This window comes from Vibrio nigripulchritudo ATCC 27043 (assembly GCF_000222685.1).
GTDB lineage: Bacteria > Pseudomonadota > Gammaproteobacteria > Enterobacterales > Vibrionaceae > Vibrio > Vibrio nigripulchritudo.
The window spans coordinates 15954-39236 of record NZ_AFWJ01000013.1; the positions used below are offsets into that span (position 1 = coordinate 15954).

The window sequence follows — 23283 nt, forward strand, 5'->3', positions numbered from 1 at the left end:
CAATATCATTTCACCCGTTTGCCCAGCCCCAATAGCACAGGGATTAATATCAATGTTATCGATGTCGCCAGGTTAAGGGGTCCGAGTTAAGGGGTCAGGATTTTAGTTAATAAAGTTAAGGGGTCAAAGTTAAGGGATCAGGATTTTAGTTAATAGAAGTTAAGGGGTCAGCGAAGTTAAGGGGTCAGGATTTTAGTTAATAGTTTTAGTTGGTCATTTAGATTCGGATCAACATCAATTCGGCTTTTCAATTTACTTACGGCAAGGTTTACGCCGCTGACATGGCCCATATTAAAAGCAGCAGCTATGGCGTTTAATTGATGACTTCCCAACTCTCGACATAGATAGATTGCGCACCACCGAGGAACATTCTCTGCTCCACGCCCCCTGCGAGCCTTAATGATAGAACCGATTTCGACAGAAAACAGTTCCGCTGTTTTTTTCACAACATCTTCTATCTCTGGCAAAATTCCCTGTAGCTTATTTATCCGATCTACCACATCAGCATTTTCCTGTTTGATTTTTATTTGCTCAATAAACATCTGACTGCCCAAAATAGCTGGCCACCTTGGTTTATCTAAAATAGTTTTTACCTCGTCACCCCCACTACCAACAACAAAACTCGAATACGCCTGGCTATTGTTGTCGAACATTCTCAAGGTAAAACCCAGCTCAAGCCAATGTTCACTATGACTACCGTTCATAAAGGCAGGGAAGCTTGACCACTTAAAATCGCCCAATTTTTCAACTAGCGGCTTTCGGCAATCTATTGGGTTGCGATGTATATATTTAGATACTTGGAGAAAATAACTATCTACATCCACCAATAGGGCTTTATATCGCCCCCTAAATAAGGGCCCGTCTGTTTTACGTACACGGTTAAACCTCTGTGTGTAAACTCCGTTAATATGCCTCATACAACGGCTAAGGTTCCCGCGTGTAAATAAAAAAATAAGAGGACAAAATATAAGAGACACCCACTTAAACTCACAGGCACCTCTCCCAACCGCTCAGCCCCTATAAAACCCCTGAAGGCCAAATTGGGTGTCTAATCTCTTACCTAACGTGCTGTTAAATACCTGCGTGACCACTTGCTCTAATGCGATGGTTACGCCGCTGTTTACCCATCTAAGCCACCGTGTTACATAACCCGCAATGTACTCAGGTGAGGCACCTTGCTCGTAAAGCCGCTGGATTTTTGTAAGGTGGTTAGCAATGGTTTTCCACGCTAGGTTTAATGTGTTTTTGGGTTTATCTTCTGCTTTGCCACCGATGCAATAGCCGAGGAAGTCAACACCCTGCTTAGGGATTTTCCCTTGATAAGTTTTACAAGGGTGAATGGTTTGCTTTACCTCGTCTAAACAGCGATACATCCGCTTTTTTAGTTTTTTTAATTGGTAGCGGGTACGGCATAAAATTAACCAGTCATCCACAAAGCGAAATTTTTCAAACCACGTATTTTTTACAAAAGCAGGCAAACCCTAACTGCGTTATCTATAGGGTTACCTTAGTGACCTGTCAGCATGATTAATTGGGTTGTTTTGTGAGAAATCTGGGGGAAGTAATGTTTAGGATAAAATCATTTATTGTTGGAGAATGAAGTGGCTGTAAATAAGTACTCCATTTGGAGCCTATTACTTAACGATTTAGTGGCTTACAAAAAAAGTGGAATGATGCCGAATCAACACCTAAATCGTACAACTTGGTTGTCATCTGTCGCTTTTCAGAACCGACCACTATGACAACCACCAAATACAGATAAATCATGGAGTACTTAACCAAATAAATGGTGGTGTTGAAGGGACAGTCTCCATGATATTGGCTACTCGATATTATCGTTCCTGCCGCTCACTCCAGTCTTTAATAATATGGTGAAGTTGTTTTACCCCATCCGTCAGCGCGGCTGGTCCGGGTTGCAAGATTTCACTTGAGTTGATTTCATACACTTCATCATTTTGAATGGCGGGAATGTTCTGCCAGCCCTCTCGCTGAGTCAGTTTGTCTTTTTGGAAACGACGACCACACCAGGAAGCGATGATAATGTCGGGCTGTTTTTCTATCACCTGTTCAGGGTGTTCGATAATTCTGTTTTTGGCTAACGACTCTTTGGCAAACTCCTGATAACAGTCGATGCCACCAGCGAGCTCCACTAACTCACTCACCCAGGTGATGCCGGTAATTAATGGATCGAACCACTCTTCAAAATACACTCTCGGTTTGTGGGTGAGCGAATCGGCACTTGCCTTAACTTCAGCCAGCCCTTGGGTAAGTTCCTGCACTAACTTTTCACCTTTTTGAGGTTCACCGATAAGTGCGCTAAGCGTTCGTATCATTTGCAGCGTGTCACTTAAAGTTCGGTGATTAAAGCAGTGAACATCGACGCCCTGCTTAACCAAGTCGCGAACAATGTCTGCCTGAATGTCTGAAAATGCCAGAACCAAATCTGGTTTGAGATCCATGATTTTCTCGATACGTGCATTCACAAATGCTGATACTTTGGGCTTTTCGCGTTTGGCTCTTTCGGGGCGTACCGTGTAGGCAGAAACACCGACAATTCTGTCTTCTTCTCCCATCAGGTAAAGCGCTTCGGTGGTTTCTTCTGTCAGGCATATGATTCGTTTTGGCCATTGCGGCGCGGGGATTGGCATCGGGTTCGCCTACTCGTGTTGGTGGATATTAGGTAATTGAATTATAGGGAAGTTTTGAGCGAGTTAAACCCAGGCTTTGGTAAGGAAATTTAGCGGATAACCGTAAGCACTAAACCCGCGGGCTATTCCGCTGCATACTATTTAGGATGAGTTGCTAATTTTCTGATCTTTTTCGTCTTGCGCTACTTTCGTACTGCCATCGGCCACCTTGATTCTTGTGTCTCCAACGACCAGTTCGGTTTCTTTTTTCATGATCTCTGCCAGCTGGCTGTTCATCTCTCTCGCTAATCCGACAAACTCACTAGTCGACGCTGAATTAACATCAAACTGCCTGGCTTTTTCTGCCATTTCTTGCTGGTGCCTTTTCTCTTCGAACTCCATTTGAGCCAGTTTGACTTCTTTCTCCATCTGATACTGTTTAATTCGCTCTTCCCGTTCACGCTCTCTGTCTTTGTAGGTTTCGTCTTCCTCTTTACCCACAGAAGCCTCACGAATAACCATAATAAGCGCCATCACAACCGGAGCAATCATACCCACCACTGGCGTAAACGCTTCCACTTCAAGGAAATAGCCAGACATACAGGTAATAAGTACTAGCACCACTGTTGTAGGCATTGCCCATCTTCCAACAAGCACCATAACCACTTCCTGGGGCTTTGATCGGTCTTTTGCTTTGGTGTGCTCCTCCTCTTCTAAGTCTTTAAGTTCTTGCTCTATACGCTCTAAATCATCAAGATCTTTGTCTGACATGCATCCCCCTACAATTGAAAGGACTGATTTAACTAGCCACTGTTATTATTTGCGACGCTATAAATTGCACCGGTCGGCGACACGTATTGCATAATTTGAAACAACGACTAATCCTAAAAGCCACCGATACCACTCTGGAAACTCAGAGATAAGGGTAAACCCAGGAAGAATGTAGTCCCGGACTACAGGTATAAAACTTAAGATAAAAGGCAGGCAGAAAATCATCGTCAACCATTCGCTTTGCCAGCCGAAACCTACACTCGTCTGGTCGATTAGCCGAATTTTGGCTTCTGCCCGAGCACGCTGTATTTTCTTGTGACTGACTAACCGTTCAAGCAACGATGCTTTGCAAACTTTGTATACGCTCCAAGCCATAATGCTCCTCACTTACTTCTGCATACGTTTAATTTGTAATGTGCCCGTGTATGGGCACTGCCGTTCCTGAAAGGATTTGAACCCAATCCAAGCGTTTCTACCTTGAATCTAATTCAACTCTGGAGCGCTTACTCGGCTTGAGAAATGCAATAGTCTGCGAAATTATCTAGATTTCATAAAATCTCTAATACTTAAAGAAAAAGCTTACCAGCTTAGAAGTGACCAGCATTTAGCCCTGCAAATAGATTCAAAACACTCGGCACCAGTCAATAGTATGTTTTTTATCAGTATGAGTTTTTTCTCTAAGTCGGGCTTACAGCGAATCAATACACAAAGCGTATGCTTGATGTATCTATAACCTTTTAGTCATACCTGTTCCTTAAATTGATATGAATATCCATTATTTCAATGCGTGTATTTATGGTTAGCCATTAAACTACTTTAGGGATAGATCGCATCCAAGAACATGGAGAGACTGGTTATGACGATTTCACTGTTAGTTGGTACAACAAATATAGATGGAACGGGATCTGCGGCAGATTTAACGGCGGAGAATGCTACTCAAGCCATTGAAGGTGCAGGGAGCTCACACGATGTATGGGGAGTTGATCTTGTAAACTTCATGGGTCATGAGGGAAATTCCTCTCATGAAGAATTCAATACTGTCCAAGCATCGGTGGTCAGTTGGGGTAAAAAGGGCTACAAAGAGGCAAAAGTAGAAGGTGATGTCGACGGTGTCTTCCTCGCTAATTTCGTTGATGTTCATGTGTCACTGGACAATGAATCAGGTTCCTATGTGAGCATTGAAAATGCCAAACGCGGATATGTAGAAACATCTTCAGGGGATGATGATGTCTTTATTACGGTACGATCGAACAATAACCTTTGGAGCAACCACTTTGACGTAAAAACGGGCGAAGGTAATGACCGTATATCCATGTGGGATGCCGGGGGTTCACAGTATACAAGCCTGAATATTGATGCTGGAAGCGGGCATGACATTGTTGATATCAGCAGGTTACGAGATGCCGACCCAGGCGTTACAAGGATTGTGGATGGTGGAGAAGGCTTCGATGTGTATGTAAAAGGTGGCTCTCATACTTCTGTTGATTTCAAAAACTTTGAAGTTATTGAGGTCAATTATGCCGACGATTTTCACGTCGAACTTACGTTAGAAGATTTGAGTAAGAATGGGCAGGGCGAGCATGGACTGATCATTGATGCGGTCACCTTTAATATTGAAGATGCTGACCGCATGGAAAAAAGTGCCCTTACCGACTCGGATAAACTTTACCTGCACGATCATGGATATTCCGGCGAGGCTTTTGTCAAAGTCGATGTTTTTGACGATTTTTCAATACCTGATTCGCACTACACCATCTTCGTCTATGACGATATCCTTGCTTAGGATCTCAGGGGTAAAAAACAAAACGCCAGTGATGCGAAAAGCATTTACGCTTTAGCATCGCTGACGTTTTTACGTTCAATTGGTCAGTTACAACACTCGCAGACACTTCTCTGGTGGCAGGCTCAGCAACGTGTTGGCGAAGTTGATTTTCTCGTCACGCCACTTCATCGCCGCTTCATGACTGTCTTTTGATCTTCTGTCTGCTTCAAAGTAACTGTGTTGTGGCAAACCGTCGGCTGGCGTCATAACCATAGACTGCTCATTCACTCGCATAGTAAAGAGGAATTGACCTCGTTGACCCGATTGCGCGCCAGGATGGTGAAGCGTGGTATCACAACAGTAGCGTTTATCGCGCAGTGCACGACAGGTGTATTCGAATGCGTCTTGCGTACCGCGCCCAGGGAAAGAAGTATAAATACTGATGCCGTCGCGCTGTAATGCTCCCGACCCTGCACTCAGTTCAACCGCGTATTGCACCAGCCTAAATCCGAGAACCAACCCTCCGATGCTGTTGATCCCACTGAATTGAATCGCACCAGCTAAGCTCAGGCGCAGTCGATCTTCATTCTCATACAGATAAAGATCTGGGGATGCCCAGTCACTCTGAGGAATAAGTAGCTTGGTGATGTCAGATTGGTCCATTTCGGTCTCCGCTATTATTACGCGTTGGTGATGTTTGTTACTAACTTTATACGAATAAGAACCATTATCAATAATGTATCTAAAAAAACCGGAGATTGGATCCCGCTTCTTTTGTCTGTCCCACGCTTTTCTTCGACTGCTCTACTGCTTAAAGCATTTCGAGACATCGAAGCACTTCAAAACCCAACAAACAAAGGATTAGGCAAAGCGGTAATCAACGTATGAATAGTGAAGAGTTGAAAACTCAGTCAGTTAAACTACTTTTATTAAATACATCTAATTTTATAGTATGAGTTTTATTATATTAATTTCACTGCAACTAATCCCATCAAATGAAGTAGAAAAACGTACGGTAACCAATTTGTCATACCCTCGCCCTATATTGAGATGAATGTCTCTTTCACACATTTCCTAACGCAAAATTAACAAATAGACTCCACTTCGAAACATGTCGTTTCACTTAAATGGAGGTTATTGTTATGAAAGATGTACTGTTGGTCGGCACTACAAATTTAGATAGCACAGGAACAGCCGGAAATTTAACAGTTGAAAATGCGACACAGGCGATCATAGGTACAGGTTGGTCGTTCGGGCTAGATGAAGGTGTTGATCTAGCCAATTACGATTGGGGACACGGCGGTAAAATCTACGCCAGAACAGAGGAATGGGACAAAGGTAATTACAAAGAGGCGAAAGTCGAAGGGGATTCGAGCTGCGTTTACCTTGAAAACTTTGTGGATGTGAATGTCTCTCTGAATAACTACTGTGGCTCTAAAGTTTTTATCAATAACTCTAAACGCGGCGATATCGAGACGGGTTGTGGTCACGATAAAATCTATATTTCCGTTCAATCCAACAACAGTCTTTGGGAAAACGATTTTGATATTTCAACCGGAGCGGGAAATGACGTTATCAAAATGGTGGACAGCAACAATTCTCATCTGACTGATGTCACCATCAATGCCGGCTCTGGGCATGATTTCGTTGATATTTCAAAACTGAAGAACGCGGAAGACGGCATTGTGCGCGACGTTGACGGGGGTTCAGGCTTCGACAAGTTTGTATTTGGTACGGATGATTCCGTCGATTTCAAAAACTTCGAAGTGATTGTCGGTACTGCACAAACCTCGAATTTTAATCTTACGTCTGAACATTTAAAAAACAATGGCTTTGATCAGTATGGGCTTGTTGTGACAGGTTCAAACTTTGCGTTAGAAGGGGTCGATTCGGTTTCACATTCCGAATTGAGCGAGACTCAGGAAGCCTATCTCAACTGGCTGGGTTACGACGATGACGAATATTCAGCGCTGACTGTTTTTGATGGAAGTGACACTTACACCATTCTTACCGATAGCTGCTGTGACGTGATGGTTTAACGTTCTTCAAACCTGAATAACACTTCAAAATCACATCATATATACAAATCCAGGCTGCACTCTTTGTGCACCTGGATTTTCTTCAAAATTTAGAGTCTGTTGTTCTTAGGGTTTGCTGACTTAGTTTTACAGTGTCAGCAACCAGACATCGACGACGCCTTTAAAGGCTTGGTTGAATTGATAAAGAGTCAGAAAGGTCAGCCAGGCTAACATCAGCAGTTCAAGTATTCGCATTGGTTCTCCTTGTACCTAAGTAACCTGAACTCGAGATAACTTAGGGTGAAATTTTTATTCTCAAGGAGGAAATTTTAAAAGAGACTCTGAGTAGTAATCTTCGCTAATACAATGAGATTTATGGTGAATTTACTTATTTCATCGACAAATGAATCAATCAAACTTCTTGGCAACTTCCGCCGCTTTACTGCCGAGTTCTGCAAAATTGGCGGTCCCTTTTTCCATTATCTTCTGAGCCTGTTCGATCACCTGAACGTATTTAGGATCACCGGTAGCCAAAAGCTCTGAGAGCGCAACACCAATGGCTGTTGTACTCATGGTATTCAGGTTACGCAGGTTATCAGCCGCGTCCTGAACCGCGATTGCGGTCGACTGTGCCACCGACTGCTTTGCTTTATCTGTTGTACTTTCACTCGCCATACCCTGCCCTTATACTGACTAGCCACCTTTCTTGAGGATTAAGGCACAGGCGGTTGAGGTTGAGGCGTTGGCAACGGTTTGCATTCCCTGCTGAGTGGTTACCGCATTTTGCATGTGTAACCCCATGGTGTCTGACATGGCGGAGTCGGCAAGTTGCACGATCATGTCCGACACTTGTTCCAGCTCTTTCTTACCATCGTCACTCATTGATGCTCTCCAAAAAGAAAAGGCCAATCAAAGAGGGATGGCCTAAATGGGGTATTAGGGTCTGTTGACCATAGGGATAAGCTTTATTCGCTATCTTTCTCGACGATTTCTTCCGTTGCCCGGCTAAGAGCGGCTGTACCGATGGCGGTGAGTGCATTCACCCCTTGCACGGTTGCTGCCTGCATTCCAATATTCGCCTGCTGCTGAGCATTGGTGGCGTTGTTGTTCAGGTTCGACATTGCCAACCCCATGGAGGTATACAAATTACCCATGGCGTTTGAAGGCGAACTTGCCAATACCTGAGTATTGGTCTGGGTGACAGAATCGGTGATCTGCTCGTTTACTTTTACTTCGTCTTTAGATTTTGGCATTTCTAGACTCCATTATTCACTTGGTAACAACTGCTGCAGTTGTTGGTTAATTTTTCCCATTTCTTGCTCTAGCAAACCTTCAACATTGCTGAGCATGCTGTTGACTTCCGTTTCGATCTTCTCGACCGACTCTTCCGGATCAGACACTTTGAACTGCGCTTGCGATTTAGCGATCATCGCCTGAACTTCCTGCTGTTGCTCACGAGTGAACGCTTCTATCTGCTCCAACTGCTTGTTTACGTCAAAGTTCAGAGCATTTTCACTGCCCACTTTTTCACTACTCACCGCTGTCTCCTTTGTCTTTCTTCAGAAACCCCAGAAGACTAAACTTGCCTTTCTTTTCTTCGACGGGTTCTACGGGCTCTGTGGCGATTTCCGGCTCTTCATCGTGCCCCATTTTCAATGCCCGTGAACCAGACATTGGCTGGGGGTTAGCCGCAGGTTGAGGAGCCGGATTGGATGTCGATTCCTGAACCACCGGAGCGGGTCTTACCTGAGTTTGCAAAAGCCTGGCGCAGGCATTGGTGACTGACGCCGCCGTCGTCATTTGAGATTGCTGCTGGCTGGTGACCGCGTTATGCATAGACAAACCCAGCGTATCAGCCAGAGTGGTTTCCAGCAGGCTGGTAGGCTGAACGGAAAAAGCCTGAAGCGTGTTAAATTCGTCTATTGTCTGGCTTGAGACTTCATGCTCAAACTCATTTTCAAATCGCGTATCCTGCTCTTCCATGTTCACTCCTGTTTACGCTTAAGTTATGCATGTCATAAGACGGTTTCGTGATTACAAAGCAACACTCTGCAATGGCATTTACTGAGCCTGATCCTGCAGAACAGTGGCTACCTTCTCACCGACCACACCAAAGTTTTCGGCACCGTTGGTGACGACCCGCTGAGCTTGATCGATGATCTCAAAGTATTTGGTGTCACCGGTTTCCAGCATCTGACTTAGTGCGGTGCCAATTGCTGTCGTGCTCAGGGTGTTTAGGTTTCTTAAGTTGTCTGTGGCATCAGCCAGTGCGATTGCCGAAGACTGTGCCACCGACTGGTTGGCGGCATTAAATGCCGAGTTATCTTGATCCGGTGGGGAATTGATGTCTTTCATATTCAAGTCTCCTTAGAATGCACCTTTGCCATCGTTTTCAGGCAAAGGTGCTTTCTGCATTACGCGTCTTTCTCGATAATGCCTTCAGCGCTTCGACCAATAACCGAGCTACCGATAGACATAAGAGAGTTAACGCCCTGCACCGTTGCTGCTTGCATGGTAATTTGCGCTTGCTGCTGACCTGCTGTGGCATTGTGAGCGGCTGTGCCCAGCGCCTGGCTGGTAGACATAAGCAAGTTACCCATTGCCATGGCTGGTGTTTCACCCACAACTTTGGTGTTTACCTGAGTAACCGAATCGGTCACCTGACCGTTGACTGTTGTCGGTGCTGTTGCTGCTTCTGACATACGTTCGTCCTTTTAATACGTTAATTGAAGAAATTGCGAATCGAGCTAAGGATTAACCTTTCTCAATGATGCCTTCTGCACCACGACCAATCACAGATGAACCGATCGCCATCAGTGAGTTCACACCCTGCACCGTTGCTGCCTGCATGGTGATTTGCGCTTGCTGCTGCGCTGCCGTTGCGTTGTGGGCGGCGTTGCTCAACGCGTGGCTGGTAGACATAAGCAGGTTGCCCATTGCCATTGCTGGTGTTTCACCCACGACTTTTGTATTAACTTGAGTGACCGAATCAGTCACTTGTGCGTTTACAGTATCAGCCATAATAATCTCCTAGTTTTCTATTGATTAAGCTGCTGGTTGAGGTTCTAAAATCAGTTCAACACTGCGTCCGACCACTGCTGTGCCAGTGGCAAACAGCGAGTTCACGCCTTGAATGGTTGAAGTCTGATGTACCAATTGGGCCTGCTGGTTTGCCCCCGTGCTATTGTGTGCAGAAATGCCCATTGCATGGCTGGTAGCAAGCAACAGGTTTCCTTCTGCCATAGCAGGCGTTTCACCGACCACAGAGGTATTTACTTGCGTTACAGAATCTGTAACGGCTCCGTTCACTGACATAGTTAGTGCTCCTTTTGATGAAGAGACACACCAAAGTGCGCCTCAGAACCGGCTAAGATCCTTTGGCGGCAATCGAATAAATCAATCCAGACCCCAGTGCCGTATTGGTGATCAATATGGTTTGGATCTGTTGCTGCGCGTGAGTGGCGTTTTCTGACGCTTTCCCCAGAGAGTCTGCAACCATGTTGAGATGCATATTTCTTGAGGTCACCGGCGAAAACTCACGCAGCATTTTTTCTATATCGATTTCCATTCAATGAATCTTTGTGTCCGTTCTTGCTTCTCATATTAAGCACTCAGCTGGGTTTCAACTTGGCGAAACCGACGGACTATCGAGGGGTTTGAATCAATCCTTTCTAGACGGCTAAAGAGAATTGAGGACGTTGTCTGTTTTGAGCCCGATACTGGCGAGGCGTGCATCCGGCATACCGTTTAAACATTTTTTCAAAATGACTGAGATCGCCAAAGCCAGATTGCAGGCAGACATCGGTGACTTTAAGCATGGGTGACGCATCAAAGAGCTGTTTGGCACGTTGAATGCGTACCCGAACCAAAATGCCTTTAAAAGACAAATTCAGGTGCTCCCGAAACAGGAAAGACAGGTGTGAAGGGCTGGTGTAAGAGGCAGAAGCCATGTCCGTCAGTTTGATCGATTCTGTGTAGTTTTCCCCGAGGTAAATCAGCGCTTTCTTCAATGCTGGGTGAAGATTTTCCAACCTCTCAAACCTTTTTTCTAAGATGGTTTCAAATATATCGTATGAACAGTCGGTCTTTTTAATTACACCGACGGACAACACATCCTGTTCGGTAATTTCCCCATAACTGCAGGAGGCAAGCAACACCAAAAGACTTCGAAGCTGGGTGAGATTTCCTGGCCAATGATATTGATTGAGAAGGTATTGAGCCCCCTCCGTAATGGAAGTACCTTCTTGCAGATCAAATTTTTTCATGACATGGGTAATGAGTTCTGGAATATCCTCCTTTCTCTCACTAAGAGGAGAAATATTAATCTCCATATACGGTATATTGCATTCTAAAAGAACACTGAGAAAAGCATTGCTTTCTTTTAAGGAATATATTGACGTGTTACATGAAACCATTAATGAAACATTCTGTTTATTCAATTTTTCTTGGTAGCCATCAATGGTAAAAGCATAAATTAGAAAATCCTGAATTTCTCGGGAGAGTTCATCTATATCTTCGAGTAATAACGTCCCTGACTGAGCATCTGTTATCGCTTTCTTCAGATAGAGTTTGTATACATCTGGGCTACTAAAATTAGGAGAGAGCCGAATCAGTTTTCCATTAATATTCAGCCTATTATCATGAATATACTGAGCCACTTCCGTTTTCTCTGTGCCCTTTTCCCCCGTAATAAACACAGACACGTTCATTTCTTTGGCAAACTGTATTTGCTGCTTGGTTCTCAGAGCCGATGCCGATGTTCCAATTATGGGGAATTGTTCTTGGTGGTGTTTCACCAAATCATGTTCTTCTGAAATACAAGATGACGTTTTTATTACTCGCGATGTCGTGTTCAAAATTAATTCCTTTTTATTTAGCCAATTACGTTGAACACACATCCTAGTTGGGTAACTTATTAAAATATTGGTGTATATTACGATCTTTACGAGCCATTCTATGCCGAGAATATGTATATAATCTCGATCAAACAAAAAACTGAGACGACAAATTAATCAAAAACTGTAATAAGGTTTAATATATAAAACACTTACTTAAATAAAATCAGTCATATATTCATTAAACATGAAGCATTTAAGGTCCGTTAGAATTTATTACATAAGTAATAGAAACTTACTCTGTTAATATTTTTAAATATTAACAGAACAGATAAATATAATAATTTTATCAATTAAACCGTACTCCTTACGTATTTAAGCTCGATAACTTTACTCACCGTTCTATTGATTCATTGACCACTCTGCTATTTAATACCTCTTCACCATCATCAGAAAGGAATCCACATGGCAGATAAACAAACCTTGGTTTCAGCTAACGACGCACTGCCAGGTCGCGATGCACCGTTGAGCGTTGAAGCGACGCACTTTGTTAACCAAACCAACATTTTCGACAAGCCGACTGAAAGCCAGCAAGAAGTAATATTTGGCTTAGGCTGTTTTTGGGGAGCAGAGCGTCTTTTCTGGAAACTTGAAGGTGTTGTCTCAACATCGGTAGGTTATGCGGGGGGCTTTACTCAAAACCCAACCTATGAAGAAGTCTGTACCGGACAAACTGGTCATACAGAAGTGGTGCGCGTGGTATTCGACCCGCAGGTTATCTCGTTTAAAGCTTTGCTACAGGCATTCTGGGAAAATCACGATCCAACTCAGGGGATGCGTCAGGGCAATGACCTCGGTACTCAATATCGCAGCGCAATTTACGTGACCAGTGAAGAGCAAATGATGTTAGCGGTGGATTCAAAGCTGGAATATCAAAAAGCCTTATCTGCCGAGCAGCGTGATGACATTACTACAGAAGTATTGCCAGCACCGACATACTTTTATGCCGAAACCTACCACCAGCAATATTTAGCGAAGAACCCACAGGGCTACTGCGGCTTGGGTGGTACAGGTGTGTGCTTCCCGCCAGAAAGCTAAAAAATAGCTTAAGCGGCAAACCCAGAAAGGGAGTCGATGGTCGCATTGACTTCCTTCATTACTTCAAGCATTTCTTTGTTTTTGATATCAGGTAGTAACACCTTACCCTGTTCGAAATAGAACATCCCTATTCCCGAGATGCTGAACGATCCCTTGAACAGAATTTTGACGAACTTAGCTATCTGTCTTGGATGATAGTGCTTAAATACCCGTTCCATGATTCCCTCCATCCCTTTTTTGACGCTTTTACCATCTGTGATGAGTTTGTGTGTTCAAATTTGCAAAATTGGAGCCAAGTATTCGCTTAATAGAACGAATTTGGGCTAACCTGTGAATGCGGACACGTTAACTTGAGTACCCTGCTTTTAAATCAGCGACTTACTTTAGCACCCGCAACAACCATAACTAAATACTCATTAATGAAATCAGCCGGATAACATGATGAAAATAAAACTGCTCTCCACCCTAGTGCTTGCTGCTGCCCCGATGATGGGCATGGCGCACACCATTGAAGTGGGCAAGAATTTGCCCTCTGCCACCGTTTCCAGCCACGGCGAACTGGTGCTGAATGGCGATAAAATTGAATACTCAGAATGGTCGACTGGCAATCTGAATGGCAAAGTGCGAGTCATTCAGGCGATTGCAGGTCGTTCCAGTTCGAAAAAGATGAATGCGCCTTTAATGGCAGCCATTACCGAAGCGAAGTTTCCACGAGATTCATACCAGACCACGACCATCATCAATCAGGATGATGCTATGTGGGGAACAGGATCGTTTGTGAAATCTTCGGCTGAAGACAGCAAGAAGGAGTTTTCCTGGTCGTCCATTATTCTGGACAAGAAAGGGGCGGTTGCCAGTACCTGGGAACTTCAGGAAGAAAGCTCTGCCATTGCAGTGATCGACAAAGCAGGACAAGTGCTGTTTGTGAAAGAAGGATCACTCAGCCAGGATGAAATCGCCAAAGTGATCGAACTGGTCAAAGCCAGCCTTTAATCCCCTAATAGAAAAGAGCGCCTTATACTCACAAAAGGCGCTCTTTTATTGTATTTTCTCGATCAGCGGCGGTCTTCTCGGTAACAGGTGACATCCACTTCCACTTTCACATCCACCACCAAATCACACACCATGCAAATGCGCGCCGGAGGATGTTCGCCAAAGAACTCTTTAAATACTTTGTTGAATGACTGGAAGTAACGTGAATCCGTTAGCACGACTTTCACGTGAACCACATCTTCAAGCCCGTAACCGGCTTCTGTCATGATGTCGACGCAGTTTTGAATCGCCAGACGAGACTGATCCACAATGCCGCCTTCAACCACCTCGCCATCCGTCATCGGCGTTTGGCCAGACACATACAAGAAACCACCCGCTTCTGTTGCTCTTGCAAACGGAAGGTGCTGACCACCTGTGCCTGTACCGCCTTCAACGCCATAACGTTTAATTGTCATAATACTCTCCAGTTTTGATACTTCGAGGGCAAATCCCTCATCATTATTTATTTCGATATAACATTCGACCATGTCGCGCTGTGGCGACTTGCCCGTTTTGGTATGAAATCTTGCCATTCACCATCACAAGGTGAATGCCTCTTGCTGCTGCGACCGGGTTTTCAAACGTCGCTTCGTCTTTAATCTGGCTTGGGTCAAACAACACCAGATCGGCAAAGTTACCTTCTTTGATTTCCCCGCGCTGAGACAGCCCAAATCGCTTCGCTGACATGCCTGTCATTTTATGAACAGCAGTGGGCAGCGAGAATAACTGTCTCTCGCGAGAATAATGACCCAGCACTTTAGGGAACGTCCCCCAAAGCCTTGGGTGCGGGTGAGGATCGTTTGGTAAACCGTCAGACCCCACCATAGATAACCGATATTTCAGCACGCGCTCCACGTCATCTTCATCCATGCAGTGATATACCGCACCCGCTGGCTGAAGGGCTTTCGCCGCATCCATCAGAGACAGATCCAGCTCACTGGCGATGTCTTTCAGCATTCGCCCTGCTAAATCCGGACGTGGATCCGACCAGGTAATAAAGATATCAAAGTCACTAGTCACCTGTTTGAGATCAAGAGTGGAAGAACTGGCAGAATACGGATAGCAGTCGCAACACACATCCTGATGTTTAGCGGTGTGGTCCATCAGTTCTAGCACCTCAACCGTGCGACCCCAGTTGCCTGCCCCAGCGCATTTCAGGTGAGAAATCACCACCGGCACTTTGGCATGCTTCCCGGTTCGAAAAGCTTCGTCCATCGCCTCCAGAATCTGCTCAAACTCGGTTCGCATGTGTGTCGTATAAATGCCGCCAAATTCCGCTAGCTCTTCAGCCAATGCCATCACTTCTTCAGTGGGTGCCTGTTTCGCACTGGCGTAAGCCAAACCAGAACTGAGCCCTATAGCCCCTTCTGCCATGGCTTGATGAAGCGTATTTTTCATCGCGGTAATTTCATCACCAGACGCCGGGCGATGAAGTTCATCCATCACATTATTGCGAAGCGTTGTATGACCAACCAGTGCCGCCACATTAACCGCAGGAATCGCAGCCTCTACGGCTTCGGCGTAAGATTTAAATGTGGGATAGACAAAGTCTGACTGCTTACCAAGAAGATTCATTGGATCGGGCGGCTCGCCACTTAGTACAGCTGGTGATGCACTGATACCACAGTTGCCCACAATTACCGTTGTGACACCCTGACTGATCTTTGGCAGGCAGTCCGGGTAGCGGATCACGTTAGTATCGTCATGGGTATGAACATCCACAAATCCGGGTGACAACACCAGATTCTGTCCGTCGATCAGAGTGATCGCCTGTGCGTTGGCAAGATCGCCTATCGCTGCGATCTTCTCGTTATGTATGGCGACATCAGCGCTGTATCCATCCGCTCCTGTCCCGTCGATCAGATGGACATTTCTGAACACCACATCGTAGTGCATTTACGTTCCCCTGTAGGCTTCGTGTTTATTTCTAACATTCCGAATACAGTGAAACGAAGAAACCATATCGATTTGCTACGTCTTCTGACACTTACGCTCTGCATACAAAAAAATAGAAAGTTAAAACAGCAAGTTAAATCAACAACAACATTCAGGTTAATACGTGAATATCAATGAACTCGCCTCAGTATGAATCCGATATTAGGAGTAATGAATTTACCAAACAGTGAGAATACGCACAGTTTATTAAAACTTGTGTGATACTTTCTATCACAACAAAAAGCAAAGATCGCGATAACGCAAAGTTCTCACAGGTGTTTTGACCTTGTTAGAAAAAATAGGATGCGGAAAGAGAAATCATGAAGAGTGTTACAAATTACCAAGACATACTGGATAACGTTGGTACTAAAGGGGTTTGGGTTCAATCGAACGAATCTGGAAAATACAGCCTGATCGACGAAGAGATCATGTTGCCCGCTGCCGTTATCAAGCATTCTGCTGTTCGTAACAATCTTCAATGGATGCAGTCCTTCGCTGATCAGCATTTGGTGAAGCTGGCACCCCACGGTAAAACCACGATGAGCCCTGCACTGTTCAAACAACAATTGGAAGCAGGTGCATGGGGAATTACTGTCGCGAACATTCAGCAGGCATGGGTCGCATTTGAAGCCGGAGCGAAACGCATCCTGCTTGCAAATCAGTTAGTGGGAAAAGCAAACATGGCGCGTGCTTCTCAGCTTCTAGAGAACCCAGACATAGAATTGTATTGCTGCGTCGATTCACAAGACAACATCGAGCAGTTGAGCCAGTATTTCAACGGTCGCCAGCAAGAGATCAATTTGCTGATCGAATATGGCATGGCAGGAGGACGTTGTGGCGTGCGCCACCCAGAAACCATGCAGCAACTGGCTGGATTGATCCACGAGTTACCGGGCGTTGAACTTCATGGTGTCGAATTCTATGAAGGTGCAATTCATCATTGTGAAGATTCTGAACGCCGCATTCGCTACTTTATTGGCAGTGCTGTGGAACTGGCTTTGTCTTTCAAGCAGCAAGGGGTAATTAAACGTCAGTGCCCGATTCTTACAGGTGCTGGGTCTGCCTGGTATGACGTGGTTTCCGAGTGCTTTATGCATCAGTCCTACCTCACCACGGTTATCCGCCCCGGTTGCTACCTTATCCACGACACAGGCATCTATCAGGATGCACAGCAAAAAGTGATCGACCGCAGTGCGCGGGACAACAGTGTAGCTTGTCACATGGGAAGCGACTTAACTTCTTCACTGGAAATGTGGGCGTATGTAATTTCTACTCCTGAACCGGGAAAAGCCATCGTAGGGTTAGGCAAACGGGACGTGGCATTTGATGCCGGTCTGCCAACCCCAGTGAGACGTTATCGCAACGGCGAGTTACTGGATATCACGGGACTAAAAGCAACAGATATCATGGATCAACATACTTATGTATCGACTCCAGAAGACAGCAACCTGAAGGTGGGCGATATTGTGGTATTTTCTACCTCTCACCCTTGCTTAACGTTTGATAAGTGGCGCTATGTATGTGTGTGTGATGATGACTACCAAGTAACGCACCTAGTGGAAACTCAGTTCTAAAACATACGCCTAGAAACTAATGCAAAGCTTTACGTCATGAGAACGACAAGGCAAACTGAAACACCTTTTGAACAACGTGGAAACGAAAACAATGACGAAAGTTCTACATACAGATTCTGCCCCTGCTGCAATTGGTCCATACGTACAAGGTGTTGATTTAGGCAACATGGTACTGACATCAGGTCAAATCCCTGTAATTCCGGCAACGGGTGAAGTGCCAGAAGACATCGAATCTCAGGCGCGTCAGTCTCTTGAAAACGTAAAAGCAGTGGTTGAATCTTCAGGTCTGACTGTAGCTGACATCGTAAAACTGACTGTATTTGTTAAAGACCTAAACGACTTCGGTACAGTAAACGAAGTGTACGGCAAATTCTTCGACGAACACGACGTAGCAAACTACCCTGCGCGTTCTTGTGTAGAAGTGGCTCGTCTGCCAAAAGACGTAAAAATTGAAATTGAAGCGATTGCCGTTCGTAAGTAACGATTCGCTTTAGTTCCATTAAAAAACGAGTGCGATTGCACTCGTTTTTTATTTAGCCTGAGCTGGGGATAAGCGCTAGCTATGGCTCTCTCGCCTCTTCTATCCGCTCTTCCATATCTGGATGGGTGCTTAACCATTCGGGTATGTCTATCGCAGACTCGTGTAGACGCTCGAAAATCTTCGCCAGCGGCTCACTGCTGCCATGCAAAGTGATTAACGAAGCTTTGGCATATTCATCTGCTTCGCGCTCGGCTTCTCTGGAATGACCGCTCTGCATTAAAAACACACCAGCACCGACCATGGTGTCAATCATGCCGGAACTTTCCCCGGTCAGGAGTGCGACCGTGGCTGATACCAGACTGGAAGAAATCAGCCTTTTCATCACATGCTGATGATGGATATGCCCAAGTTCGTGAAGCAATATGGCGTCGACCTCTTCATCCGATTCGGCCAGTTCTACCATCTCATCCAGCATGATGATCACACCACCGCTCAGTGCAAACGCATTCGGAAAGTCACCAGACTTTCGAAACTCTAACTGCGGCTGAAATTTTGTCGGAGGTAAGCTTTGAACCTGAGCGTAAAAACGTTCTCGGATTCGCGCTTGTTCATCTTCAGATAACTCCGAAGGCAGCAGCCATTCCTCATCAATCGACTTAAGCACATAGTCTGCCAGCGTTTCATGTGCTTCGTCGGGCACCCAATCCACCATTTGCTGGCTAAACCAGGGAATACCGTGGGTAAAGGTGCCAATCGTGAGCCCGATGATCAGCAAAGCACTCACCAGAATCGCCGTGAGATTGGTCTCTAGCTTGCCAAGTAGCCCTTTCTTTCCGTGTTTCGTGAGGTACGCATTCACCTCATCCGCTCGCTCTGGCACAAAAAGCCATCCAGATGGAAAGCGAATCTTAGGGGGAAGTTTACCCGGTGAGGGAGTGACCTCTATGTCGTGGATAGACGCACTCACGATCTGTCCATCCACATGAAGGTACATAAAATCTCGTTGCGATAAATCCAGCTCCGCGTCTGATTTCGCGGAGCTGAGAGGTGGATGAGCAATCCCCTTAATACGCATTAGCCAATCCCGATATTGACATCAAATGCTTCGGAGATTTCATCAGAAATCGCTGACTTCATGTCTTGCTCTTCACCTTCAACCACAAGGTTTGACAGGTCACCAATGACATACGTGTTGTCTGCAAGGTATCGGCTGGTTCGAACCATCACCCATGGTCTTGCAATGCCCAGAGTTACCAGTTGAAGCAGGAAGTTGGTCACGATCAAACCGACGTAACTCCAAGTATCCAGAGTAGATTCGAATTTAAACTCATCGTTTTGGTTGTCCGCATCTTTTACGGATAGTTCAGCAAAGGTGTAATTGCGAATTTGTGCCGCTTTATAGGCATTTACTACCACACCACCAAAGAAGAGACCGATGTAGATAACAATGATTGAACCGAAGATATTTGCATTGCCAAAGTCAAAGCCCGAGGTAAAGATGGTAGAACCCGCAACAACCGCAACCACAGCCCCAATAGCAATCATTACTACCGCGCCAAACAGCATGGCTTTAAGGTAGATCTTCATGTAGTCGCCCAAGGTGTATTCCGCTGAAAACTGGCGTTTGCCATAGCGATAACCGTTAGCAAAATAGTTCGATATACCGACAGTTACCCAAACAAAAGCAAAAGGGACACTCAGTAGCAAGACCGCCGCGAGAGGAACAATGCCAAAGTGTATCGACATTGTGCCGAACATGAAGAGTGCAAACACGACCAGACCTCTGCCAAACAGCGCGATATAAGCCTCTTTTAGTGTGCCCGTAAACGAGAAATGTACGTTGCGGTAACTGGTCATGGCAGCATCAAAACGAGCATTGCTCCACGCTAGCCAAGGCAATATGACCAGAAATGCGAGTATGAGTACCGATGAAACGATTGGGAAAAATTGGTTTGAGATACTCCAGGCTACAAGACACACCGCCGCAACAATACGTCCTTTTAAGATCTGCATGGGTTTGGCGTGATATTCAAAGCCATCATTATCTAACTTAGTGTTGCCATAAAAATACTGATTAGTACGCACTTTTGCCCAGGCGGAATAGATTCCGAGCGTAATCACCGACAAAAGTATATTTACAATCCAAATTCCAAAAAATTCAGAGCCTTCCCCTTCAAATTTGAAAGGGTTCTTTTTGTTTTTATCTTCCATAATTATCCATTCTGACGTGGCTGCTTTTCGATTGTGAAATGTGGGGCGAAAAGTCAGCGATTTGTTTTGTAGCTAAGTGAAGAAACTTCACGTTTCCTTAAATTGATATACAAACACTTACATAAGTGCGTGACTAAAATACCAATATGACGCTTTTTCAGCCACTTACTTGATCACTAAATGCGAGTTAATTTCATGTTTGCGAACTAGATAGAAGTCTTTTAATTGGAAAAAGCAATCAAAAAACCGAAAACAATCTTCTATGACTATTTAAGGAAAGGACATTTCGTAGCGCTAAAGCCACTTGTTCTATCAGAAACTGATCATTAGAACGCGAGCTAAAGAAGAGTCGGATCACAGCTTTTAACTAACGTAATCATGCACCACTTGATCTAGTAATCATTGACCATTAAATTTAGTTGCTATTCGCAACTAAATTTAATCAGCCTTATGAATGTCTCTACTTTACGAACCCTCTCACGCGATCTTGTCCGTCAGCTCGGCATGTTAGACAAACAGTGCGGTGATGTTGAACTTTCTCCAGTGCAGGCACACTGCCTGATTGAACTGGAACAATGCCCTCTTACGGTTAACCAAGTCGCACAAAAGCTTCATGTCGACAAATCCAATGCCAGCCGAACTCTGAAAAGTCTCGCGAGTAAAGAGTGTGTCGAAGTGTCGACCAATAAAGAAGATAAGCGCAGCATCCTTTATGCACTGACTCCCAAAGGGGAAAAGCAACTTGCTCAGTTGAACCACCAGCAAAACGCACGTTATCAGGCTGCACTGAATCAGCTATCGGCAGAAGAGAAATCGGTATTACATAAGGCTCTGGAAAGCTACACACGCGCTTTAGAAACAGCCGAAGCAAGCTCTGAACTGACACTTCGCCCTATACGAAAAAGCGACAATGCGGCGCTGGCAACCATTATTCGTCAGGTATCGGAAGAACATGGGCTGTCTTCCAACGAGGGTTTCAGTGTTGCCGACCCAACGCTTGAGTTTCTTTACGACACCTACTCTCAGCCTCGCTCTCAATACTGGGTGATTGAGAGTAATGGCAGAGTGATTGGTGGCGGAGGATACGCGCCACTGCAAGGTAAAGAAGAAGTGTGTGAGTTGCAGAAAATGTACTTTTTGCCAGAAGCAAGGGGAAAAGGTTTATCCAAGACCATCGCTAAAATGGCAATGGAACACGCCAGCCAGAACGGCTTCTCACAGTGCTATCTGGAAACCACGGCTTGCTTAAAAGCCGCTATTGCTTTGTATGAAAAACTCGGATTTGAACATCTGGATGCTCCGTGGGGTAATACAGGGCATGATGCCTGCGAAGTGGCTATGGCAAAGGCGATCTAACACTTCAAATATGCCCAAGTATCCTCAAGAGGATACTTAGGTGCTAAACCGGAAAGTGGGTAACGCATAAGTCTTTGCTCAGACCAATTCGCATCTGTTGGCTTTGACCGTCTAGGGCTACGTCCAACTGGTATAAATCCTTGTCGCTTGGGAAAATCGGGTTGGCATAGCGTGGTGCTTCAACCTGAAACAGCGCTGTGGCGTGATCCGCTCTTACATCAATTGGAATGTGGTAAGTCATTCCGTCAAACTTCACCGAGGCAGAAATCAGTCCCGCTGCAAATGTTTGATAATAAAGATCAACTTTGAATTCACAGCCGCCGCCGTGGTGCCAGATCTGCTCTGTTGTAATGTGATCGAGTCTCAGGTGGCGAATAAACTGAAGATAGGGAATCTCCCAGACACCAATTCGTGAATCGGTTTCTACGACAGGTTCCTGATTCAACGCGCACACTTCCGGTTCTTCTTCCAACAGCCAGTCGTCGTCTTTCTCTAGGAACAAGATCTCAAATCGGTTTCTGCCTGGCTGCAAATAAGGTCGAATGTCTTTCTTGTATCGGTTTTGTGAACCATCACAATCAAATACGGCAACGCCGTTCACTCTCACTTCTGCGTAGTAATCCACCCCTGCCATCACTAAATCTACCGCAGGAAAAGCCAGCATCGCATCATCAACGTCGATGTCGTGCATTAAATGCCATTCTTGCTGGCGAATAGATTCTTCAGACAATGATTCTGGCAACACCTGACTAAGCGGCGCGGGGAAAGTAATGTCATCCTGCGGGATGGAAAGGTCGGTCAGTGGAGAAACCTGCCAAAGACCTGCGAGTGAAAGTTGCATGGATAAATTGAGCCAGATCAAGTTTGGGGGCATTATAATGAAAGAAGACACATAATTTCTAATGAAATTTCAATAGTCTGACCAGCACGCGATTTTTGTACATGAAAAGTCCCCGGTCACAATTCATAAAAAACGCCGGCATAAGCCAGCGTTTAAAATTGGGTGAATTCAACGTTATTCTTCGTCGTCTTCAATGTCGTAGGCGGCATCTTCACCTTCGTAATACGTGCCCCATCCGTCGTAGATGATGTCGTATTTCTCAGCAAGGTTTACCAGCTTTTCTACCTGCTCATCAATGGCTTCTGCGTTTAGCGCTGACTCCATAGTGGCGTCACAACAAAGCAGCTTGTTGCCGTCTTCGTCTTCCGTTTCTTCAGCTTCAAGCACTTCAAAGCCCATTTTAAAGGCTTCAACAACGGCTTTTTCCAGCTTGTCGAAATCTTCCGCAAACAGGTGATGTTCAATGTCATAAAGAGCATCGGGCTCACTGCCGTCTTCAAGTAACGCATTGATGATTTCACGAGTTTCTTCTTTCTGAATCTCAAGTAACTCTTCTACCGATAGGTATTCATCTTGTTGAGACATTCGCTTGCTCCGCTCTCAAAGTTATAAAACGCGTGAAATATGGCATGGATCGTAAAAAATTACCACCGACAAACCCATTTCCCGTGCATTTTTTCTGCACTTCAAAATTGACCCTAAGTCACATAAACAAAATATTAACAATTGGGTAATGAAATTT

Annotated in this window: 31 protein-coding genes; 7 read left to right on the forward strand and 24 right to left on the reverse strand. The window is 45.1% G+C overall.

The genetic code is table 11. From position 1 onward, the window contains the following. Window positions 1-176: 176 nt before the first annotated feature. From RH89_RS02450 to RH89_RS28595, 5 genes are all read right to left on the reverse strand, one after another. Window positions 177-824, reverse strand: coding sequence for a hypothetical protein (locus RH89_RS02450; RefSeq protein ID WP_158091110.1), 648 nt, complete (start codon window positions 822-824; stop codon window positions 177-179). A gap of 186 nt (window positions 825-1010) precedes the next feature. Further along, window positions 1011-1478: an RNA-dependent RNA polymerase family protein gene (locus RH89_RS02455; RefSeq protein ID WP_004398386.1), complete on the reverse strand. Its 468-nt coding sequence runs from the start codon at window positions 1476-1478 to the stop codon at window positions 1011-1013. 354 nt (window positions 1479-1832) lie between these two features. Further along, the gene (locus RH89_RS02460; protein ID WP_004398387.1) at window positions 1833-2648 is read right to left on the reverse strand and encodes a cobalamin-binding protein; all 816 of its coding nucleotides are present in this window, start codon (window positions 2646-2648) and stop codon (window positions 1833-1835) included. Window positions 2649-2789: 141 nt separating this feature from the next. Beyond that, window positions 2790-3398, reverse strand: coding sequence for a hypothetical protein (locus tag RH89_RS02465; protein WP_004398388.1), 609 nt, complete (start codon window positions 3396-3398; stop codon window positions 2790-2792). 57 nt (window positions 3399-3455) lie between these two features. Continuing rightward, window positions 3456-3773: a hypothetical protein gene (locus RH89_RS28595; protein ID WP_004398389.1), complete on the reverse strand. Its 318-nt coding sequence runs from the start codon at window positions 3771-3773 to the stop codon at window positions 3456-3458. Between the two features lie 481 nt (window positions 3774-4254). Here RH89_RS28595 and RH89_RS02475 point away from each other — a divergent pair, with 481 nt between their 5' ends. Beyond that, entirely contained in the window at window positions 4255-5181 is a 927-nt protein-coding gene (locus RH89_RS02475) for a hypothetical protein (protein WP_004398390.1), read from the forward strand. A gap of 87 nt (window positions 5182-5268) precedes the next feature. Here the strand turns inward: RH89_RS02475 and RH89_RS02480 are convergent, their stop codons facing one another. Next, window positions 5269-5823, reverse strand: a complete 555-nt coding sequence (locus tag RH89_RS02480) for a hypothetical protein (protein WP_004398391.1) — start codon at window positions 5821-5823, stop codon at window positions 5269-5271. Between the two features lie 479 nt (window positions 5824-6302). Here RH89_RS02480 and RH89_RS02490 point away from each other — a divergent pair, with 479 nt between their 5' ends. Next, a complete protein-coding gene (locus RH89_RS02490) occupies window positions 6303-7199 on the forward strand; it encodes a hypothetical protein (protein ID WP_004398393.1) in 897 nt (298 codons plus the stop codon). Between the two features lie 387 nt (window positions 7200-7586). On the opposite strand, the gene RH89_RS02495 is transcribed toward RH89_RS02490, so the two are convergent. The 11 genes from RH89_RS02495 to RH89_RS02545 form a co-directional block, all read right to left on the reverse strand. Beyond that, window positions 7587-7853: a hypothetical protein gene (locus tag RH89_RS02495; protein WP_004398395.1), complete on the reverse strand. Its 267-nt coding sequence runs from the start codon at window positions 7851-7853 to the stop codon at window positions 7587-7589. Between the two features lie 18 nt (window positions 7854-7871). After that, window positions 7872-8060, reverse strand: a complete 189-nt coding sequence (locus RH89_RS02500; protein WP_004398396.1) for a RebB family R body protein — start codon at window positions 8058-8060, stop codon at window positions 7872-7874. An 83-nt stretch (window positions 8061-8143) separates the two neighbouring features. Next, on the reverse strand, window positions 8144-8431 hold the full coding sequence (locus RH89_RS02505; RefSeq protein ID WP_004398397.1) for a RebB family R body protein: 288 nt from the start codon (window positions 8429-8431) through the stop codon (window positions 8144-8146). A 12-nt stretch (window positions 8432-8443) separates the two neighbouring features. Continuing rightward, window positions 8444-8716: a hypothetical protein gene (locus tag RH89_RS02510; RefSeq protein WP_004398398.1), complete on the reverse strand. Its 273-nt coding sequence runs from the start codon at window positions 8714-8716 to the stop codon at window positions 8444-8446. Beyond that, complete coding sequence (locus RH89_RS02515; protein ID WP_004398399.1) at window positions 8709-9161, reverse strand: RebB family R body protein; 453 nt, start codon at window positions 9159-9161, stop codon at window positions 8709-8711. Before RH89_RS02515 ends, RH89_RS02510 begins: the two co-directional genes overlap by 8 nt. Before the next feature lie 78 nt (window positions 9162-9239). Beyond that, complete coding sequence (locus tag RH89_RS02520) at window positions 9240-9533, reverse strand: hypothetical protein (RefSeq protein ID WP_004398400.1); 294 nt, start codon at window positions 9531-9533, stop codon at window positions 9240-9242. Window positions 9534-9592: 59 nt separating this feature from the next. After that, window positions 9593-9880, reverse strand: coding sequence for a RebB family R body protein (locus RH89_RS02525; RefSeq protein ID WP_004398401.1), 288 nt, complete (start codon window positions 9878-9880; stop codon window positions 9593-9595). Between the two features lie 52 nt (window positions 9881-9932). Then, window positions 9933-10199, reverse strand: a complete 267-nt coding sequence (locus RH89_RS02530; RefSeq protein ID WP_004398402.1) for a RebB family R body protein — start codon at window positions 10197-10199, stop codon at window positions 9933-9935. A gap of 24 nt (window positions 10200-10223) precedes the next feature. Then, entirely contained in the window at window positions 10224-10493 is a 270-nt protein-coding gene (locus RH89_RS02535; protein WP_004398403.1) for a RebB family R body protein, read from the reverse strand. A gap of 52 nt (window positions 10494-10545) precedes the next feature. Further along, on the reverse strand, window positions 10546-10746 hold the full coding sequence (locus tag RH89_RS02540; RefSeq protein ID WP_004398404.1) for a RebB family R body protein: 201 nt from the start codon (window positions 10744-10746) through the stop codon (window positions 10546-10548). 103 nt (window positions 10747-10849) lie between these two features. Continuing rightward, entirely contained in the window at window positions 10850-12076 is a 1227-nt protein-coding gene (locus tag RH89_RS02545) for an AraC family transcriptional regulator (protein ID WP_022551679.1), read from the reverse strand. Between the two features lie 402 nt (window positions 12077-12478). Here RH89_RS02545 and msrA point away from each other — a divergent pair, with 402 nt between their 5' ends. Next, window positions 12479-13111 carry a peptide-methionine (S)-S-oxide reductase MsrA gene (gene msrA / locus RH89_RS02550; protein ID WP_004398406.1) on the forward strand — a complete coding sequence of 211 codons (633 nt, stop codon included), beginning with the start codon at window positions 12479-12481 and terminating at the stop codon, window positions 13109-13111. A gap of 8 nt (window positions 13112-13119) precedes the next feature. Here the strand turns inward: msrA and RH89_RS02555 are convergent, their stop codons facing one another. Beyond that, on the reverse strand, window positions 13120-13329 hold the full coding sequence (locus tag RH89_RS02555) for a DUF1107 domain-containing protein (RefSeq protein ID WP_004398407.1): 210 nt from the start codon (window positions 13327-13329) through the stop codon (window positions 13120-13122). 223 nt (window positions 13330-13552) lie between these two features. Between RH89_RS02555 and RH89_RS02560 the strand changes: the two genes are divergently transcribed. Further along, window positions 13553-14104, forward strand: coding sequence for a YtfJ family protein (locus RH89_RS02560; protein WP_004398408.1), 552 nt, complete (start codon window positions 13553-13555; stop codon window positions 14102-14104). 62 nt (window positions 14105-14166) lie between these two features. On the opposite strand, the gene RH89_RS02565 is transcribed toward RH89_RS02560, so the two are convergent. Beyond that, window positions 14167-14559 carry a RidA family protein gene (locus tag RH89_RS02565; protein WP_004398409.1) on the reverse strand — a complete coding sequence of 131 codons (393 nt, stop codon included), beginning with the start codon at window positions 14557-14559 and terminating at the stop codon, window positions 14167-14169. A gap of 43 nt (window positions 14560-14602) precedes the next feature. After that, window positions 14603-16039, reverse strand: coding sequence for an N-acyl-D-amino-acid deacylase family protein (locus tag RH89_RS02570; protein WP_004398410.1), 1437 nt, complete (start codon window positions 16037-16039; stop codon window positions 14603-14605). 359 nt (window positions 16040-16398) lie between these two features. Between RH89_RS02570 and RH89_RS02575 the strand changes: the two genes are divergently transcribed. Further along, on the forward strand, window positions 16399-17652 hold the full coding sequence (locus tag RH89_RS02575) for an amino acid deaminase (RefSeq protein WP_004398411.1): 1254 nt from the start codon (window positions 16399-16401) through the stop codon (window positions 17650-17652). A gap of 91 nt (window positions 17653-17743) precedes the next feature. After that, window positions 17744-18133 (forward strand): RidA family protein, encoded by a 390-nt coding sequence (locus tag RH89_RS02580; protein WP_004398412.1) that lies wholly within the window; start codon window positions 17744-17746, stop codon window positions 18131-18133. Between the two features lie 79 nt (window positions 18134-18212). On the opposite strand, the gene RH89_RS02585 is transcribed toward RH89_RS02580, so the two are convergent. After that, window positions 18213-19208 carry a M48 family metallopeptidase gene (locus RH89_RS02585; protein ID WP_004398413.1) on the reverse strand — a complete coding sequence of 332 codons (996 nt, stop codon included), beginning with the start codon at window positions 19206-19208 and terminating at the stop codon, window positions 18213-18215. Further along, the gene (locus RH89_RS02590) at window positions 19208-20344 is read right to left on the reverse strand and encodes a YjgN family protein (RefSeq protein ID WP_004398414.1); all 1137 of its coding nucleotides are present in this window, start codon (window positions 20342-20344) and stop codon (window positions 19208-19210) included. The genes RH89_RS02585 and RH89_RS02590 overlap by 1 nt, the downstream gene beginning before the upstream one ends. Before the next feature lie 450 nt (window positions 20345-20794). Here RH89_RS02590 and RH89_RS28990 point away from each other — a divergent pair, with 450 nt between their 5' ends. Beyond that, window positions 20795-21700 (forward strand): bifunctional helix-turn-helix transcriptional regulator/GNAT family N-acetyltransferase, encoded by a 906-nt coding sequence (locus tag RH89_RS28990; protein ID WP_139063215.1) that lies wholly within the window; start codon window positions 20795-20797, stop codon window positions 21698-21700. Window positions 21701-21743: 43 nt separating this feature from the next. Here the strand turns inward: RH89_RS28990 and RH89_RS02600 are convergent, their stop codons facing one another. Continuing rightward, window positions 21744-22541 carry a glycosyl hydrolase 2 galactose-binding domain-containing protein gene (locus RH89_RS02600; RefSeq protein WP_004398416.1) on the reverse strand — a complete coding sequence of 266 codons (798 nt, stop codon included), beginning with the start codon at window positions 22539-22541 and terminating at the stop codon, window positions 21744-21746. A gap of 174 nt (window positions 22542-22715) precedes the next feature. Continuing rightward, window positions 22716-23126: a ribonuclease E inhibitor RraB gene (gene rraB, locus RH89_RS02605; RefSeq protein ID WP_004398417.1), complete on the reverse strand. Its 411-nt coding sequence runs from the start codon at window positions 23124-23126 to the stop codon at window positions 22716-22718. Window positions 23127-23283 lie beyond the last annotated feature (157 nt).

What these genes read in the sequence shown, in the direction of transcription:
- RH89_RS02520 (WP_004398400.1), bottom strand. Translation starts at nt 9,533, where the DNA reads ATGAAAGACATCAATTCCCCACCGGATCAAGATAACTCGGCATTTAAT.
- RH89_RS02490 (WP_004398393.1), top strand. Translation starts at nt 6,303, where the DNA reads ATGAAAGATGTACTGTTGGTCGGCACTACAAATTTAGATAGCACAGGA.
- RH89_RS02560 (WP_004398408.1), top strand. Translation starts at nt 13,553, where the DNA reads ATGAAAATAAAACTGCTCTCCACCCTAGTGCTTGCTGCTGCCCCGATG.
- RH89_RS02555 (WP_004398407.1), bottom strand. Translation starts at nt 13,329, where the DNA reads ATGGAACGGGTATTTAAGCACTATCATCCAAGACAGATAGCTAAGTTC.
- RH89_RS02495 (WP_004398395.1), bottom strand. Translation starts at nt 7,853, where the DNA reads ATGGCGAGTGAAAGTACAACAGATAAAGCAAAGCAGTCGGTGGCACAG.
- RH89_RS02480 (WP_004398391.1), bottom strand. Translation starts at nt 5,823, where the DNA reads ATGGACCAATCTGACATCACCAAGCTACTTATTCCTCAGAGTGACTGG.
- RH89_RS02590 (WP_004398414.1), bottom strand. Translation starts at nt 20,344, where the DNA reads ATGGAAGATAAAAACAAAAAGAACCCTTTCAAATTTGAAGGGGAAGGC.
- RH89_RS02545 (WP_022551679.1), bottom strand. Translation starts at nt 12,076, where the DNA reads ATGTGTGTTCAACGTAATTGGCTAAATAAAAAGGAATTAATTTTGAAC.
- rraB (WP_004398417.1), bottom strand. Translation starts at nt 23,126, where the DNA reads ATGTCTCAACAAGATGAATACCTATCGGTAGAAGAGTTACTTGAGATT.
- RH89_RS28990 (WP_139063215.1), top strand. Translation starts at nt 20,795, where the DNA reads ATGAATGTCTCTACTTTACGAACCCTCTCACGCGATCTTGTCCGTCAG.
- msrA (WP_004398406.1), top strand. Translation starts at nt 12,479, where the DNA reads ATGGCAGATAAACAAACCTTGGTTTCAGCTAACGACGCACTGCCAGGT.
- RH89_RS02575 (WP_004398411.1), top strand. Translation starts at nt 16,399, where the DNA reads ATGAAGAGTGTTACAAATTACCAAGACATACTGGATAACGTTGGTACT.
- RH89_RS28595 (WP_004398389.1), bottom strand. Translation starts at nt 3,773, where the DNA reads ATGGCTTGGAGCGTATACAAAGTTTGCAAAGCATCGTTGCTTGAACGG.
- RH89_RS02580 (WP_004398412.1), top strand. Translation starts at nt 17,744, where the DNA reads ATGACGAAAGTTCTACATACAGATTCTGCCCCTGCTGCAATTGGTCCA.
- RH89_RS02565 (WP_004398409.1), bottom strand. Translation starts at nt 14,559, where the DNA reads ATGACAATTAAACGTTATGGCGTTGAAGGCGGTACAGGCACAGGTGGT.
- RH89_RS02515 (WP_004398399.1), bottom strand. Translation starts at nt 9,161, where the DNA reads ATGGAAGAGCAGGATACGCGATTTGAAAATGAGTTTGAGCATGAAGTC.
- RH89_RS02460 (WP_004398387.1), bottom strand. Translation starts at nt 2,648, where the DNA reads ATGCCAATCCCCGCGCCGCAATGGCCAAAACGAATCATATGCCTGACA.
- RH89_RS02570 (WP_004398410.1), bottom strand. Translation starts at nt 16,039, where the DNA reads ATGCACTACGATGTGGTGTTCAGAAATGTCCATCTGATCGACGGGACA.
- RH89_RS02585 (WP_004398413.1), bottom strand. Translation starts at nt 19,208, where the DNA reads ATGCGTATTAAGGGGATTGCTCATCCACCTCTCAGCTCCGCGAAATCA.
- RH89_RS02535 (WP_004398403.1), bottom strand. Translation starts at nt 10,493, where the DNA reads ATGTCAGTGAACGGAGCCGTTACAGATTCTGTAACGCAAGTAAATACC.
- RH89_RS02465 (WP_004398388.1), bottom strand. Translation starts at nt 3,398, where the DNA reads ATGTCAGACAAAGATCTTGATGATTTAGAGCGTATAGAGCAAGAACTT.
- RH89_RS02525 (WP_004398401.1), bottom strand. Translation starts at nt 9,880, where the DNA reads ATGTCAGAAGCAGCAACAGCACCGACAACAGTCAACGGTCAGGTGACC.
- RH89_RS02500 (WP_004398396.1), bottom strand. Translation starts at nt 8,060, where the DNA reads ATGAGTGACGATGGTAAGAAAGAGCTGGAACAAGTGTCGGACATGATC.
- RH89_RS02540 (WP_004398404.1), bottom strand. Translation starts at nt 10,746, where the DNA reads ATGGAAATCGATATAGAAAAAATGCTGCGTGAGTTTTCGCCGGTGACC.
- RH89_RS02475 (WP_004398390.1), top strand. Translation starts at nt 4,255, where the DNA reads ATGACGATTTCACTGTTAGTTGGTACAACAAATATAGATGGAACGGGA.
- RH89_RS02530 (WP_004398402.1), bottom strand. Translation starts at nt 10,199, where the DNA reads ATGGCTGATACTGTAAACGCACAAGTGACTGATTCGGTCACTCAAGTT.
- RH89_RS02505 (WP_004398397.1), bottom strand. Translation starts at nt 8,431, where the DNA reads ATGCCAAAATCTAAAGACGAAGTAAAAGTAAACGAGCAGATCACCGAT.
- RH89_RS02600 (WP_004398416.1), bottom strand. Translation starts at nt 22,541, where the DNA reads ATGCAACTTTCACTCGCAGGTCTTTGGCAGGTTTCTCCACTGACCGAC.